The sequence below is a fragment of the Pirellulales bacterium genome (assembly GCA_035939775.1).
Lineage (GTDB): Bacteria > Planctomycetota > Planctomycetia > Pirellulales > DATAWG01 > DASZFO01.
Genome location: DASZFO010000088.1, coordinates 1 through 16,244, shown reverse-complemented (window position 1 = coordinate 16,244; position 16,244 = coordinate 1). Strand labels below are relative to the sequence as shown.

11 protein-coding genes are annotated in these 16,244 nt (G+C 60.9%); 5 read left to right on the top strand and 6 right to left on the bottom strand.

Annotation, left to right across the window (positions count from 1 at the left end; translation table 11 throughout):
- Window positions 1-104: 104 nt before the first annotated feature.
- Window positions 105-503, bottom strand: a complete 399-nt coding sequence (locus VGY55_05160) for a DUF3467 domain-containing protein (GenBank protein HEV2969360.1) — start codon at window positions 501-503, stop codon at window positions 105-107.
- A gap of 473 nt (window positions 504-976) precedes the next feature.
- On the bottom strand, window positions 977-1,765 hold the full coding sequence (locus VGY55_05155) for a PEP-CTERM sorting domain-containing protein (protein ID HEV2969359.1): 789 nt from the start codon (window positions 1,763-1,765) through the stop codon (window positions 977-979).
- A 530-nt stretch (window positions 1,766-2,295) separates the two neighbouring features.
- Here VGY55_05155 and VGY55_05150 point away from each other — a divergent pair.
- The gene (locus VGY55_05150; GenBank protein ID HEV2969358.1) at window positions 2,296-2,952 is read left to right on the top strand and encodes a hypothetical protein; all 657 of its coding nucleotides are present in this window, start codon (window positions 2,296-2,298) and stop codon (window positions 2,950-2,952) included.
- Between the two features lie 321 nt (window positions 2,953-3,273).
- On the opposite strand, the gene VGY55_05145 is transcribed toward VGY55_05150, so the two are convergent.
- From VGY55_05145 to VGY55_05135, 3 genes are all read right to left on the bottom strand, one after another.
- Complete coding sequence (locus VGY55_05145; protein ID HEV2969357.1) at window positions 3,274-3,954, bottom strand: hypothetical protein; 681 nt, start codon at window positions 3,952-3,954, stop codon at window positions 3,274-3,276.
- Window positions 3,955-3,996: 42 nt separating this feature from the next.
- On the bottom strand, window positions 3,997-4,518 hold the full coding sequence (locus VGY55_05140) for a hypothetical protein (protein ID HEV2969356.1): 522 nt from the start codon (window positions 4,516-4,518) through the stop codon (window positions 3,997-3,999).
- A 64-nt stretch (window positions 4,519-4,582) separates the two neighbouring features.
- Window positions 4,583-5,248 carry a transposase gene (locus tag VGY55_05135; protein HEV2969355.1) on the bottom strand — a complete coding sequence of 222 codons (666 nt, stop codon included), beginning with the start codon at window positions 5,246-5,248 and terminating at the stop codon, window positions 4,583-4,585.
- A 250-nt stretch (window positions 5,249-5,498) separates the two neighbouring features.
- On the opposite strand from VGY55_05135, the gene purD reads away from it, so the two are divergent.
- From purD to VGY55_05115, 4 genes are all read left to right on the top strand, one after another.
- Window positions 5,499-6,782 carry a phosphoribosylamine--glycine ligase gene (purD, locus tag VGY55_05130; protein HEV2969354.1) on the top strand — a complete coding sequence of 428 codons (1,284 nt, stop codon included), beginning with the start codon at window positions 5,499-5,501 and terminating at the stop codon, window positions 6,780-6,782.
- Window positions 6,783-6,974: 192 nt separating this feature from the next.
- Window positions 6,975-8,768 (top strand): hypothetical protein, encoded by a 1,794-nt coding sequence (locus VGY55_05125; protein ID HEV2969353.1) that lies wholly within the window; start codon window positions 6,975-6,977, stop codon window positions 8,766-8,768.
- Between the two features lie 87 nt (window positions 8,769-8,855).
- Entirely contained in the window at window positions 8,856-10,262 is a 1,407-nt protein-coding gene (locus VGY55_05120) for a DUF1800 domain-containing protein (protein ID HEV2969352.1), read from the top strand.
- Window positions 10,263-10,450: 188 nt separating this feature from the next.
- A complete protein-coding gene (locus VGY55_05115; GenBank protein ID HEV2969351.1) occupies window positions 10,451-11,707 on the top strand; it encodes a DUF1501 domain-containing protein in 1,257 nt (418 codons plus the stop codon).
- A gap of 30 nt (window positions 11,708-11,737) precedes the next feature.
- Here VGY55_05115 and VGY55_05110 read toward each other — a convergent pair.
- A partial coding sequence (locus VGY55_05110) for a hypothetical protein (protein HEV2969350.1) occupies window positions 11,738-16,244 on the bottom strand: 4,507 nt, incomplete at its 5' end.

Below are 16,244 nucleotides of genomic sequence, written 5' to 3'. Positions count from 1 at the left end.
TGGCCGCCACGCGACCACCATTGCCGGCCAAGCCTGGGAAAAGCCGTCGATAAGGCTGGCCAAGGGACCTGAATTGCGGGCGGGCCAACCGCGACGTCTCGCGGCTAACGTCCGCGCGGCGTGACCCGCTTTTGTACGTCGATCTCGATCGCTCCGAAGGCCGCCTCATGCCGCTGGATCGTAAGCTGCAGGGCGTGGAGCAATCGTTTCGCCGTAAAGTAATTCAGCACGACACGTTGAGAAATCACCACGGGCTCGGTGGGGATGGTCATGGGGTTGTCGTTGAGCCCCAGATCCAAGAGCACTTCTTCAGGCGCTCCGGTGACGCGGCAGAAGTTCGCGTAATTGCAAACGGCACTCTTCGCATCGACCGTTAGAGCGGCAGGCGTGGGCTGCGCTGTCGGGATGGTGGGTGCAGCGGCAAGCGTGGCCTTCTCAACTCCGTCGCCCGACGGAGCCTCCGGGCCTTTCTCGGCCCGGTCTTCCAAAGTTTTTACAGGCATCAAACAAATCTCCTCGTTCCAAAACCGCAAAACGCGCAGTTGTCCATCCCTGGCCGATGCCAAGCGATCGTGACTTGGCGGCGACATCCAATCGAAGCGATTTCATCGAAAGACGATCATAAACACCCACCGGCGCTATTGCAAACGGCTGAGCGAAAATAGGCCAATGCTTATAGCCATCCGGCGCACGCCAGTTCCGCGTTGGCCGCTCGTGCCCGATGCATGCTTGCAGCCCGGCGCGCCAACCTCGTTCGCGATACGGGCCCCCTTTTATTCCAGAAACTTATTCCAATTTCAAAATAACGAACCATTTGCGGCCAACGGCAGCCCGCGGTCTATTTCGCGGAACGCGCTGTTCAGAAATGCGCCGCGCATGCGCGTTCGATCCAAAGCCGATCTGCTCTTGGGATCGATCTGTTCGAGAAATCAGCGCAATTGACGACCGTCGGCAATCGAGCGAACTGCCACAGCCTTCATTTAGCGCGACGTTTCCGCGCAGCGCCGAAAGCGCCGCATCCGCCGCCGATTGCCAGCAGCAGCAGGCTCGCTGGCTCCGGCACCGCGGGCGCATAAGCATGTGCACTGCCGGTGTCGCCACTATCGGAAAGACCCACGTTTGTCACGCCGAAATGCGTTGCGCTGGTTGCGAACCAGAACGTGGCCGACGTGTCGTTGGTCGACGACAAGAGTTCGGTGCCGCGATTCTGGTCGCGAAATTGCGCATCAAGGCCGGCGAACACCCCATCGCGATCGAGCACAAACGGGGCACCGTCTGACCACGACGGGCCGCCGAGAGCGGCCCCCTGCGGCGTCGATGAGCCGGAGGAGTCGGAACCGGCGTCGGAGATCAAAACTCCGTTCCAGGGGTGAGTTGGGTCGTCGAGCGTGACCCGCACGATATCCGTCACTGGGGCCGTGGGACCGGGCGAAAGATTGTTGAATTTGTAACTGAACGCCAATTGACCGTTCGCGGGGTTTTTCCAAACGTCGCTCGTGACGGACCCGAGGAACGCGTTGCTCGGAGTGCCCGTAAACAGATATGGAAACGACGTCGAGATGAGCAGGGTCGAATACTGCGCCGGCACGGGGCCGGGCGTATAGTAGGGAGAGAACAGCGGTGGAGTGGTGCCAGGCCTATCAAGACTAACACCTGGAGCGAGAGGCGCTACGGCCAAAGACGCCGTTGGTGCCGCTGCCAACATCAAGAGGGCAATTGCCGCTGCCAACGCCAAAGGTGCGAGCCGAATTGATTTGATACTCACGAGCAGACCTCTCGACGAAAATCCCTGGTGCCGGGTCCAATTGTTTACGATCCGCTCAAGCTCGCCACGTCGGCATATAGCTCAATCAATTCGTTGCGCTGCAGACTCCACGCGCCGCCAAGCATCCCACACCGGCTGAAGCACCCTCCGGAATGGATAGTGGACGAGGCATCCCCATTGAGGATGCGTGAAAGTGATTATAGCGATTGTCGCGGACAACGCAAGTATTTTTTCCGGCCGCCTTGCGGCAGGCCGAATCACCGTGTTTGAGCGACATCAAAAGTGGCTACTGACGGTGCCTACGCCCCGTTTCCATCATGGGCGAGTTGCATCAAGAAATCATTACGCCGCAATCCTTTACATCTCTGGAAGTGCGATTTCGGCCTGCCCCTTTTTTGCCCCGTTTGGCCTTGACCGGCGGATTGACCTGTGCCGCGGGCAGGTGTAGCATCGGCGGCTATGCGATCGATTCTGGCGGTGCCGTTAAGATCAGCCCGCTCCAACTCAACTCTATCTCTAGGAGGCCGGTCATGAGCATTAAGACTTGTTTCGCCATCGGGATTAGTGCCGCGTTGATCGCGGCTGCGAATCTGCGGGCGGACGACGCCAAGACCTTCAAGGTCGATGACGAGGGCTTCATCCGCAACTGGCTCGTGCTCGGGCCAATCTCGGTCGATCAGAAAGTGAGCGAGCACAACGAGGCTGCCTGCAAGGAGTTCTTGGACAAGGAGTATTTCTCCGGCCAGAAGGATCTCAAACCCTCGGCCGGCGATAAATCGACCGTGGACGGCGCCGAGATGCCCTGGCAAGCGGTCGAGGCCGCCGATTTCACGCTCGATACGAACAAGATCGCTCAAGATCAGAGCAAAGGCACCGACAACGTCGTCTATCTGGGCGTGGCCTATGTGGTCGTCCCCAACGACATGCCTGACGTCCGGTTGGCCATCGGCTCAGACGATGATTCGCTGTGGCGAGTCAACGGCAAAGAGTTGATCCGTGTTTACGCAGCTCGCGCCGCCGAGAAAGACACCGATCACTCTGAGGCCATCGCGCTCAAGCAAGGAACGAACCTCGTCACCTTCACGCTGATCAACGGCGACGGACCTTCGGGAATCTGCGCTCGGTTTCTCGACAAGGACGACAAGCCGGTGACCGGGCTGGCGATCACCTCCGCGCCGCCGAAATGAACGCAGTTTATGTCAACGCTCGATGTCCCGTTCTTGCAGATCGAGCCGACGACGCGGTGTAATTTCACCTGCGGGTTCTGCGCCGGCCGGCACATGCCGCAGCAGAACATGCCGCTGGACCGCTTCGCGCAGATTCTGCGGTCGGTCGCGAACGTGCGGCATAGTCGAGTTGCAGGGGGAAGGGGAGCCGATGCTCCATCCCCAGTTCTTCGAGATGGCAGAGTTGATCCGCCGCCTCCACCCACAAGCGAAGATTTCGCTGATAACCAACGGCAGCCTGCTCGGCGCCGAGAACGTCGGGCGCATTCTGCAAATCGGGTTTCACAAGCTCAGTGTTTCGATCGAATCTCCCGATCCGGGCAAGACAAGAAAAGGGGACATTCTACTTTTCACGAGAAAGTAGAATGTCCCCTTTTCCTCGCCCGCGCTTTTCCTCGCGTTGTCCGTCAGCGCCCAATAGGTTGTGCCGGCGCTGGAAGGCATCCAGTTGCTCCCGCTCGGCGTGAACCGCTCATCGGCCAGGATCTGATCCAACGCTGGTCCCCACAGGTAGCGGTCGGTGAGCGACTGGTTCCCGTTAAAGGCCAGGACGGCGTGGCCTGGCCCTGAGCCTGGCGCCGGGCCGTCGTAAATGAAGCGAGCGGTCGCGGGCGTCCCCGGATTGCCGCTGATATACGGCGTCAGGGTGCGGCCGATCAGATTGTTGAAGGCGTCGTACCACAGGTCCACCTGTTGGACCTGCGTCAGCGTGCTGCCGCTCTTGGTGTAATCCTTGACCGTGACCAGCCGGCCCCGATTGTCCCAGGTATAGTCGGTCTCCGCGGTGCTCGTGTAGCGTTGCGTGACGTGCCCCGCTTTGTCGTACACATATTTGTAGGTCCCGTCGTTGAGCAGCCGGTTCCCCTTGCCGGTCACGTAGCCGGAGAGCGTCGAGTCTCCGTTGCCGTCCCAACTGTACGATATGCCCCCATAGCCGTCGTAGTAACTGGCCGCGGAAGTCAATCGGCTGTCGTGATCGTACCAAGCGTGGGCTCAATCGCGTAATCATTGATCCCCGACCGCTTCTCCTGTCCCACTAACAACTGCCCGCGATCGCGCTTCAACGCTCACATAGGTACCTCGGAATGATAAACTATAGTTGTCAAACCGTTCGTCAAACTGATCGCAGAACACTCGGAGAAAGTACCGCTTATCGAACGCCAAGACGAGATCGAGCGCTGGTCTCGTGATCTCTGCGCTCACGACGACACATCCGCGCAGCAGCTCCAGCCCTGCAACCATCGGGCCACCCGGCACTGCGAGGTCCGTCCAAGCCGTTAGCGGTTTTTCCTCGCTATCCAATCGCCACGCGGCGCACCCGACCTGAAGGCCGAATTCGCCGTGGTAACTGTCTTGGAGCCTCGCATTGAGCAGCACGTTCCTAGGGTCGATCACCCATTTTAGCTTTGCGCCAAAGTCCAGGATGAACCGCGAACCAGTTGCACCACCCGCGCTGACGTTCCAACATTCGTTTCCCACCAGCTTTGAAGCGATGTACAGAAGTTGTGATTCCGCGTCGCCGTTCATGGACTTCCTCCAAAATAGGTCTCGGCAATCTCGCGGATTTCGTCGGGAGAGAAAAGGGGACATTCTACTTTTTCTGCTTCTTGGGTCTTCCGCGAGGACGCAGCGAGGATTCGAGGCCCAACCGCGCGGCGATTCGCTCGCTCCAACGTTCGCCGCCGAACGGAGCGCCGCGAACAAGGCTGCGACGTAACGCCGCGAGTTCGGTTTCGTTCTCAGCCGCGTTGACCGTCGCCAGCCAGTTTCTTGGGCAGGGCACAGGCCAATCGGAAAGCAACTCGGGGCGTTTGCCGCTCGCGCGCCACGACAAACTCGACCAGGCCCAGGCCTCCGCCCGCCGGACCAAGTTAGCTCGCAGCGGATTGCGCTCCACGTAACGCAGCACGGTCAGCAGGTGGTCGTCTTGCTCGATCGGAAAGGCCTTGAACCGCCCTTGCCACACGTGGCCGCTACCCTGGTAATGCCGATGATAACGCCGCACGTGCGACGTGAGCAGCCATTGCATCCACCGGCTCAAATCTCCGTCGCCCCGCGGCCACAGCACCAGATGAAAATGATTGGGCATCAGCACGTAGCCCAAAATCCGCAACGGCAAACGCTCGTTGGCCTCGGCCATCAGCTCGAGGAACGCCGCGAAGTCGCCGTCCTTGTGAAACACCTCCGCCCGGCCATTGCCGCGATTGAGCACATGGTAACACATCCCGCCAGCAGAAGCGCGCGCCGTTCTGGCCATCGCGCCAAACTACCAAAATCCACCCGTCCGGTCAAGAAAAGTAGAATGTCCCCTTTTCCGCGCCCGGAAGAATTGGCAGGGAGCCAGGCGGAATGAACTCGTTTTAGAACAATTCCGATCGGCGAGCGTCAATTCAACGTCTCGGGATGGGATCGCGGCAGTCCGGCATTGCCAATCATGCGCTGGGCGGAAAGAATGAGGATGGTTCGGACGAAGCGATTTCCATTTCCTCAAACTGGGTCGATCCATCATGAAGGTGCTCGTTATCGGCAACGGTGGCCGCGAGCATGCCCTGGCTTGGAAGATCAAGGCCAGCCCGCGCGTCGAGCAGGTGTTTGTTGCGCCGGGCAATGCCGGCACTGAGATCGACGCGGAAAATGTCGATCTCTCGCCGCTCGATTTTCCGCGGCTCATCAAGTTCGTCAGGCAAAACGCGATCGATCTAACCATCGTCGGCCCCGAGGGTCCGCTCGTCGGCGGGATCGTGGATGCCTTTAGCGTCGAGAAGCTGCGAATTTTCGGGCCGAGTCGTTTGGCGGCGGAACTCGAAGGGAGCAAGGTCTTTTGCAAAAACCTGCTCCGCCAAGCCAGCGTTCCCACGGCCGAATATCAGGTGTTTCGCGATCCGGCTCGGGCGGCCACGTTTCTCCGCGAACGCGAGGATGTGCCGGTGGTGGTCAAGGCCGACGGGCTGGCTGCGGGCAAGGGAGTGTTCGTGTGCAAAGGGCGAAACGAGGCGATCGAAGCGGTCCACAAAATCGGCCGCGACCGCCAATTCGGCGACGCCGGCAATCAACTCGTCATCGAGGAACGGCTCGACGGCCAAGAAGCGAGCGTGCTGGCGATCACCGACGGCCGCACGATCGTTAGCCTCCCGCCGGCGCAGGACCACAAGGCGGCCTTCGACGGCGATACCGGGCCAAACACCGGCGGGATGGGGGCCTATTCTCCCACACCGCTCGTGACGGAGGCCGATTTGCGGCGGATCGAAGAGCAAGTGCTGGTGCCGACGGTGCATGCGATGAAGCGGGCACGGCGGCCGTTTCGCGGCGTGCTCTATGCCGGCTTGATGATGACCAACCAAGGACCCAAGGTGCTGGAGTTCAATGTCCGTTTCGGAGATCCGGAATGCGAGCCGCTCTTGATGCGGCTCCAGAGCGACATTGTTGATCTGATGGAGGCGGTCGTCGATGGCCGGCTGGATCAGATTGTGCCGCCAGTCTGGGACCCGCGCCCCGCGGTCTGCGTCGTCATGGCTAGCGCCGGTTATCCCGGCGACTACGAGCGGGGGCGGCCGATCCGCGGCTTGGACGAAGCCGCCAAGGTGCCGGATGTGAAGGTGTTTCACGCGGGCACGACGCGAACGGACGGCAAGGTGGTCACCAACGGCGGCCGAGTGCTCGCGGTCACCGCGTTGGGCTCGACGATTCCCGCCGCCAAGCTTTCCGCATACACCGCGGTCAAGCAAATCCGCTGGGAAGGCGCTTGGTGCCGCAAGGACATTTCGGACAAGGCGCAGGGCAAGATTTCCTAACCGCCGGCCGCTTCGTCATTCGCAGGACTTTTGCCGAGGGATAGGCGTCGAGCGCAAATGGTCAGACTCGTTCGCGTGAAACCGGGCGAGGCGGCAGCGGGTATATGGTTCTAGCCGTGGTTGAATGCCGGCCACGCCGAATGGCCTTGCGATCGTTCCATCGTGGCTTTTCGTTTAACAGGGAGCACAGCCGTGACGGGATCATGTGCCGGCTCGAAGCGATATTGGCGCGGCGCTGCCGTGCTGGCCGCAATCGCTTGCCTCTCGTCGCTGGCCGCCGTCGCGGCCGAACCCTCCGATCCACTTCGGCTGGTGCCGCCATCGGCGAATTTCGTCGTCAAGATCGAGCGTCCGCGGGCTATTGCCGATTTCGCGGTGAAGCTGGCTAGCCGGCCCGAACTGGAAGGCTTTCGCGGCTACCGCGACTATTTCGAATCGACGAACTACCATCTATTCCGCCAACTGGTCGGCCATTTCGAGCGCGAATTGGGCAACGACTGGGCCAATCTGCTCGACGAGCTGGCCGGCGATGGCATCGTCGCGGCCTTCAAGATCGAAAAGAATCCGCCAGCACCGACCTTAGTGATCATCCAGGGGCGCGATCCGAAGCTAACGGAGAAGTTTTTTCGCAAGGCCGTTGGCATCGTCGAGCAAGAACTGGCGCGGCAAGGCATCCACGATGCCTACTTGACCGAAACGTATCGCGGCATTGAAGTGCTGCACCGCGGCGAAGACCTGCATGTGGCTCTGCTCGGCTCGGCAATTGCCTTGAGCAACGTTCGCGAGCGGCTGCACTCGGCCATCGATCTATATCTCGATCCGTCGAAGGAGAGCCTGCTCAAAAAGAAAACGCTTGTCGATGCTCGGGCATATGTGCCGACGGACGCGCTGGCTTGGACGTGGATGGACCTCGAAACCGCACACAAGAATCCAGAACTCCAGCCGCTCTTCACGTTGCCGGCTAATTTCTTCCCGATTCACGTTGCGTTTGGCGGGCTGATCGATTCATTGCGGCGCTCGCCGTTCCTCGTCGCCGCGGTGCGCGAGGACCATGGCACGGCGACGCTCAGCCTTCGTCTGCCCGGCGGTAGTGCCGGCATGCATGATCTGGTGCGCGGCCATGTTCCACCGGACCGGCAGCCCGGCGCGCAGCCGCTATTGGCGCCGGCCGGAACGCTCTACAGTGCGAGCTACTATCTCGACGTAGCATCGTTCTGGAAGCAGCGAGCCGTGTTGCTGCCGAAGGATCAATTGAAACGAATCGAAGAGTTCGACAAAAACTCGAAGCTGATCCTCTACGGCACACAGTTCAGCCAGTTTCTAGAATACGCCGGCGCGCGGCAACGGTTCGTCGTTGCCCAACAAGAGGAAAAGGGCTATTCGATCAAGCCGGAGGACAGACAACCGGCCTTCGCCCTGGTACTGCAAATGCGCGATCCCGACGCATTCGCCAAGGCAGTCGACGGTCCCTTGCGGGGCCTGGCATTCCTCGCCGGCTTGAAAGCCCCGATGTCGCAATTCATCGAAGAGCATGGCGAGTCGAAATCGAAGATCATCGGCTATCGCTTCGTCGAGAATGACGGCAACAAGGCGCTCGGCGACGGGATTCTGTTCAACTTCAGCCCCAGCCGCGTGCGCGTGGGGAATCAGTACGTATTGAGTTCGACGGTCGAGCTGGCTCGGCAGTTGGTGGATGAACTCGAAAAGGAAGCTAACTCGCGCGAGCAGACGGTGTCGCAATCGGCATCGACGGCGGACGGCACGATCTTGCAAAGCCGGCTCAGTTTCAGCGGCGTGTCGAACTATCTCGGCGCGGCAAAGAAGCAGCTCATCACACAGAATATGCTCGAACAAGGCAACAGCCCCGAGGAGGCCGAGAAGGAAGTTTCGCTGTTCCTCCAGCTTCTCGATCATCTCGGACGCGTCGAAACGACGAACCGGTATACTCCCGATCAATATCAATTCGACCTCCGGATTAGCCCCTGATTGCGATTGCACGAGTTTCCAAGAAAGAAGGAAGACCGACAAATAAGGAATTAGCTTGCCGCTTGCCTCCTTGGTCCTCCTGCTGATATGCGGATCAAAACTATGTCGATCGATCTCTCCTGGGCCTGGCAGCCATACCGCCCCGATGACGAGAATCCATGGGATCTGAAAAAGGCGGGTCATCTCTATCGCCGCGCCGCGTTTGGCGCGAACGTTCGCCAGCTTGATGACGCCGTCGCCGCCGGTCCCGAGAAGACGATCGCCGCGCTCTTGAGCGGCGGCGCCGGGATCGAAGCCTTCAACCGGCAAGTTGCCGATATGGCCGGCTCGCTCGACCTGAATAGCGAGGAAGAGCTGCGGGCCTGGTGGCTCTACCGCATCCTGCAAAGCCCGTTTCCGCTCCAAGTGCGGCTTACGCTGTTCTGGCACAATCACTTCGCCACCAGCAACGCCAAAGTCCGCAATCTCCGCTTCATGCTCGGCCAGAACGAGCTGCTGCGCCGCAATGCGCTGGGTAGCTTTCGCACAATGCTCGAAGAGATTTCAAAGGACCCGGCCATGATGGTCTGGCTCGACACCAGCCTGAGCAAGAAGGGAACGCCGAACGAGAACTATTCCCGCGAGCTGATGGAACTCTTCAGTCTGGGGATCGGCAACTATACCGAGCAGGACGTGCGCGAAGGGGCTCGCGCGTTCACCGGCTGGCAAATCGCAGATGGCAAGTTCCATCTCAACGGCGGTCAGCACGACAACGGCGAAAAGACGTTTCTCGGCCAGCAGGGGAATTGGGGCGGCGAAGACATTGTGCGAATCTGTCTCGAACAAGAGGCCGCGCCCTACTTCATCGCCGGCAAGCTCTTTCGCTTCTTCATCAGCGACACGATCGAGCCGACGCGCGAGCTGCTCAAACCATTGGCCGGCCGGTTTCGCGAGAGCGATTACGATCTTCGTGGCCTGGTTGAGACGTTGCTCCGGTCGAATCTATTCTTCTCGCCGCACGCCTACCGCACGCAGGTCAAGTCGCCCGTCGATTTCGCGGTCGGCATCGTGCATGGGCTGGAAGGGCACGTCGGCGCGGCACCGCTGGCGGTGGCGCTGGAAGGCTTGGGGCAGCGGCTGTTTTCGCCACCGTCGGTGAAGGGCTGGCTCGGCGGCACGACCTGGATCAACTCGACCACGTTGCTCTTGCGGCACAATTTGGCGCTTGCGCTCACGTCTACTCAAGACAATCGCTTTACACGGGTACAGATCGATCCCGTTACGGTTGTCCGCAAATACGGCAAGAAGACCGACGAGCAGATTGTCGATTTCTTCGTGCAGTTGTTTTTGCAAAACGATCTGGCCGCTGATGCCCGATCGAGCCTGTTGGATTATCTGGCAAACGCCCGCAAACAACCGTATCCTGATTATTGGACGGACCAAGACCAGGAAGAACACCGCATCCGCGCCGTCTGCCACCTGCTGCTGACGCAAGCGGAGTTTCAGTTGAACTAAAGAAGGGATTCGGGGCTAGGGGCTCGGGATTCGGAAACGCGCAAGGCGGGTGCCATGGCCACTGCTCTGAGTGGCCATGTGCCAACACCGTCCATGCCCACGCCGAGCCGTGAGCATGGCACCCTGCCCGCAGGGTCTTTCCGAGTCCCGAACCCCTAATCCCGAGCCCCGCCGCAAAGGAGACCGCCATGCAATCCCGCCGTGAATTCGTCAAAGCGACTTTGGCCGGCGCCGGCGTCGTCGCCTGGGGACAAACCGCTCCATTATTCTTGAGCCGGACGGCGTTAGCCGCCGGATCAACCGGCAAACCGGGGACGAAGGAAACCGTGCTCGTCGTCGTCCAACTCACCGGCGGCAACGATGGTCTGAATACCGTCGTTCCGTTCTCCGACGACGGATACGACAAACTCCGCAAGGACCTGCGGCTGCCGACCAACGACCTCAAGAAAATCAACGACTCGCTCGGCCTTCATCCGTCGCTCGGCGGACTCGCGGAGTTGCTCGAAGATCATGCGCTGTGCGTCGTCCAGGGAGTCGGCTATCCAAATCCCAACGAGTCGCATTTCCGCTCGATGGATATATGGCAGGCCGCCAGCCTCGCCGAGAACCTTACGGAGGGTTGGCTCGGCAAGGCGCTCGTGCAAATGCCGGCCAGCCCGGCGTTCCACGTCGCGGCGCCGAACGAACAAAGTTGGCTGACGCTCGCCGGCGCGCCCGCGAAAGTGCCTTCGATCACCAACCTGCAAGAGTTCCAATTGCAAACGCTCGCTGCCAGCGGCGCCGATCACGACCAGCAACGTCAACTCATCGAACGCGACGCCAGCCGCAAGTCCGCCGCCGGCGAAGGAACCGGCCAACCCGCGCTCTTGGACTTTGTCCGCCACACGGCCGTGAACACCTATGCCAATAGCCAGCGGCTCCGCGAGCTGGCCAAGAACTATCAGCCCAAGGTCCCCTATCCGGCCAGCGGACTGTCCGATCGATTGAAACTCGTCGCGCAATTGATCGAGGCCGACTTCGGCGCGCGGATCTTCTATGTCACCCTCAACGGATTCGACACGCACGCCAACCAATTGGCCGTGCACGCCAACCTGCTCCGCGAATTGTCCGACGCCGCGGCCGCATTCTTCAAAGACATGTCGGCCCGCGGACATCGCGATCGGATCATGATGATGACGTTCTCGGAATTCGGCCGCCGGGCCAAGGAGAACCAAAGCCAAGGGACCGACCACGGCTCGGCCGCTCCGATGTTCCTGATCGGCGGCCGGGTGCGCTCGGGCGTCGTCGGCGCGCATCCGAGCCTCAGCGATCTTTACATGGACAAGCTCAAGCACCACACGGATTTCCGCCAGGTCTACGCCGCCGTCCTCGACCAATGGCTCGGCGTGTCGAGCAAGCAAGTGCTGGGGGGCGATTTCAAGCCGGTGGAAATCTTGCGCGGCTGATGATTTCTCAAGCTATCGCCTAACTCGATATTATCCGCCGTGCGCAACTCGCTCGGCACTCGCGAGTAGGTTGTGTATGGGCTCCGGAGACGCCGCAAGATCGCCGCCAGAATCGAGCGAAACTGACTCGCCGCGATAATCAGAAATGTCTTCTGCAAGCAGGCCCGCCAGCCCGTCGTTGATCGCCGGCGTTGACACAGTCGAGAAGACGGCGTCGACTGCGGCAGCATCGAGCGCGGCCCGACGCGGGTCCCCGTCCAGCCGCGATGGATTTCCGCCGGAATCGCTCGTAGCGGTTGTCGCGGCCGGCTGCGAGTCTGCGATCTTTAGGCTGCTTGCGGATGAGTCCAATACGGCCTTCCGTTCGCTCCAAATCACTTGGCTTTGGACGAGACCTAGGGAAAACATTCTGAGATCGAAGATTTGGGGATTTCTCGATGCGGTGTGATTTTGCGGCAGAGTCGCACGGCCTGCGCTCGGCGGAGTTTCGACGACGGCGATGTCACTCGTTGCAGCAATCGTGGTTGTGAAGCTTGAAGCCGCGTCGGCGGTCGACGATGCTACGACCAAGGGCGCGGCGAGAGCCGACTGCGACTGTGCGAACGAGGCGTCGACTACCAGCGGATTGCCGGACGAATCGGACGGGGCGATCGTGAGCTTCGCAGGGCTGCCGGCGCTGCCGCCGATCACCAGAGCGCCCTGAACGATGCTATTGGCGGTGAGATTGCTCCCCGCGTCGATCGTCGTGCTTCCGGCGCCCGTAATGTTGCCGACGACCTGATGCGTTCCCGAGATTTCGACGCCGGCCGCGGCGCTGCTGCTATTCGAGATATTGACCGGGTGGCTGCCTCCCGCGAGATTCGTAGCGCTGCCGGCAAGTTCCAAAGTCGCCGTACCGTCGACGTTGACGGCGATTCCCAAAGCCAGGCCAGTCGGCGTTGATGCCGCGAGCCGCAAGCGGCCATTTCCGACGTGCATATTCCCGTTGAGACTGTTCGCCCCCGACAGTGCAAGCAAACCGGCCCCGGATTTGGTGAGCGCGGGGAAGCTGTTCGTCCCGCCGGACGCAGGGGAATTGACCGTGACGTTCTGCGTCGCGTCGAGCACGGCGATGATCGGGTCCGAAACCACTGGCAAGGGCGTGGCCGGATCGATCATCTGCGGGCCGGTCGGCAGTTGAAAATAAATAGTATGCGTCGTGCCGGGAGAATTTCCGGCATCGAGCAGCGCCTGCCGCAATGAGCCCGCGCCGCTGTCATTGGCGTTCGTGACCATTAACGCCGTTACATTGATCGTCACCGAGGCGCTTGCGCCGACGAAATCGGTGGTGTCCGTCGGCGTAAAATGGACGCGCAGCGTTTGATTCGTACCGGCGCCCAAGACGGTCCCCGGCGGCGGCGTATAGGTGAACGTGCCGGCGACAGGCTGGCCGTTGAACTTCGCCGTCGCGTCGAGTTGCGTGGAATCGAGAGGCGTGCCGTAGGACATGTCGGCCGGAGTGGGCCACGAAATGGTCGGCGTCGCCGTGAAAATGTCGATCACATTGCCCTGGGTCGCCACGTTGTAGTCGATGGCGTCCGTCGGCGTGAACGTGACGCTGAGAGAATTGTCCGGCTGGGTCGGCAAGAGGGCCCCGACGCCAGGGCTGTAAACGAACGTGCCCGGGACGTTCGCGGTCGCGTCGAGTTGGGTCGAGGTGAGCGGCTGCCCGTGAATCAGGCCGGGCGGTTCGGGCCAGGTAATCACCGGATCGGTCTTGGCGACATTGATCACGACCGACGCGGTCGTCGGGACATAGTCGGCGAGATCCTTGGGAACGAACGTGACGTTGAGCGTTTGCCCTTGGCCAGCGCTGAGCACAGCGCCTGCGGCCGGCGAATAGTAAAACGTGCCGTCGACGTTCGCAGCAGCATCGAGTTGCGTCTCATCGAGGGGAGTGCCAAATACGATGTCGTCCGGATTGGGCCAAGTGATCGTCGGCGTCGCCCGAAAAACATCGAAGCGGTCGACGGATACGTACGTGTTCAGGCTTTTGGCGTCTTTCGTGCCGGTCACGCGGACCGTCAAGGAATGAGTGCCGGGCGTCAGCAGCGGGCTCGTATAAACCAATGCCGAGAAACCGGTGGCGTCGTTCGCGTAGAGATCGATCATCGATTCGGCGCGCCCGTCGATCGAGATGGCGGCGATGCCGCCGGTGTTCAATTTGCCCGCATAAAAATCGATCTGGTCGCCGGTGAACAAGACCGTAGCGCTGTCGTTGGCGATGCGCGAGCTGGTGATGGTATGGTTGTAGGCGCCGACGATCGCAGAGTTGGTGATCAACTGCCAGCCGGCGCCGATTCGATCGACTTGGTTTACGTTGCTGCCAGCGGTGGAATCGTCGATCGTGGTCACTAAGCTGGCGACGGCGAACGCGACGGAGGTCGCCCTGCTCAAGCTGCCGTCGGTGGCCGCCAGTGTGTAATTGCCGGCGGACTTGATCGTGAGATTGTTGAACGTGGCGGTGCCGGCCGAAGCCTGCGCCGCGACCTTATTGCTGCCGGTGGAAAAGATGCCGCTCGAAAGCGTCAGCGTCACCGTCGAAGTGTCTCCCGCAATCATATTTCCGAACTGATCCAGCACCGTTACGGTCACGGGATTTATGGGAATGCCAATCGTGGCGCTCGACGGTTGCTGGCCAAATGCTAGATGCGAGGCCGCGGCCGCAACGACCATGAACGAATTGGACGTCGCGCCGGCCAGCGTCCCGTCGGTCGCGGACAACGAATACGTTCCACTCGTATCGATGACCAGATTGTTGAACGTCGCCACGCCCGAAATCGCCTGCACGATCGTCGAATTGCCGCCACCGACAAACGTTCCGCCACTGAGTGCCAACGTGACCATCGACGTGTCGCCGGTGACGGGGTTGCCGAGCACGTCCTCGACGGTGACGTTCACCGAACCCAGCGCGATGCCGGCGGTCGAGTCGGTCGGCTGCTGCGTGAACGCCACCTGGCTGGGGACAACGACGCTAAAGGTGCTCGAGACCGCGGAGATCAAGCTACCATCGGTGGCCGTGAGCGAGTAGGTCCCCTGAGCATTGATCACAAGGTTGCCGAACGTTGCCACCCCATTTGAGGTTTGAGCGGTAGCCGTGTTGGAGCCGCCGGAAAATGTTCCGCCGCTGAGCGTCAACGTGACCGTGGAGCTAGTGCCGTTGAACGTGTTGCCAAGTTGGTCCTGCACGATGATCGTCACGGCCGGGCTGATCGCCACTCCACCTCGTGCGTCCGTCGGCTGCTGACCGAAGACCACTTTGTAAGGGATCACGGGGACGACCAACGGCGTGACGCGGTTGCCCCTGGCCATGTCCGACGCGGCGTCGGTAATCGTTACCGAGTCGGTCAAAGTAATCGTGCCATTCGGGACGGAAGCATTCACGGTGACGGCGAACACGACCGACCCGGCGTCTCCCGCGGCCAGACTGCCCACATTGAACGTGTAGGTGGAACCCGCCCCGCCGCTGCCCGAGGTCAAAGTCCACCCGGTGGTGCTGTCGGCCGAGCTGAAGGTGGTGTTGGCCGGCACCGTCTCGGTGAGGACGACTCCCGCCGCGTTAACGCCGGCGCCGGCGACGATGCTGCCGGCGCTATCGTAGTTGATCGTATACTGCAGCAATTGATTCGGTATGGCCGTGACGTTGCCCTCGGTGAGCGACACGCCTAACGCCGATCTCGCTGAGATCGGAGTGATTTCCACGCGGTCGAGCGCGATCGTGGAATCAGCGGTGTTTAGGAAACTGAGCATGTGCGTTCCCGCGCCAAGGGTCGGCGACGTGTAAACAAGCACGTCCCCTTCGCCCTGGCTATTGGGAGAATTCGTGCTGTTGTCTAGCGAGACCATCGTCGCCGCGCCGCCGTCGATGGAGATCGCAACGCTCCCATAGCCGCTCTTTTCATCAGCGTACACCTTGATCTGCGAGCCCGAGAAATCGAGGGTCGCTACGTCCCCCATCACGCTGTCCGTGCTGACGGTGCCTTGGAAGGTGCCCATGGTGGAGGTGGACGTGCCGGGGGTCGTGTGCGACCATGCTCCGACGTATTGGAATTGATTGTTCCCCGTGCCAATGACAGAGTCGTCGACGCTGGTGTTCGTCGTCAGACCAAAGGCCTGAATGCGATCGGTGCCGACGAAAGCCACGCCGTGAGCGACGGCGATCGTGTTGTATTTTCCGCCCATGTCGAGCTGCTGATACGCGCTGCTCCACAGCGGCTGCATCGTGAGCGCATCGTAGGCATACAGCGTCGGCGCCCCCTTGTTGAAATTGCCGGTCGACAAACCGTCCAACCGCTGAACACCGGCATCGACGACCCACACGATCGGATTCGACGTCCCGTTGGCCGTGATGATGCTCGCGCCCGGAAGGCTCAGCGTTTGTGTATTCTGCGTTGCAATCTGGAGAAAGGCATTCTGCCCAGGCGTCGCGACGATCTTGGTGACGACGATGCCGGGCGCCGTCGGAACCGTGGAACTGGCGGTCACTTTTTGCGAGCCG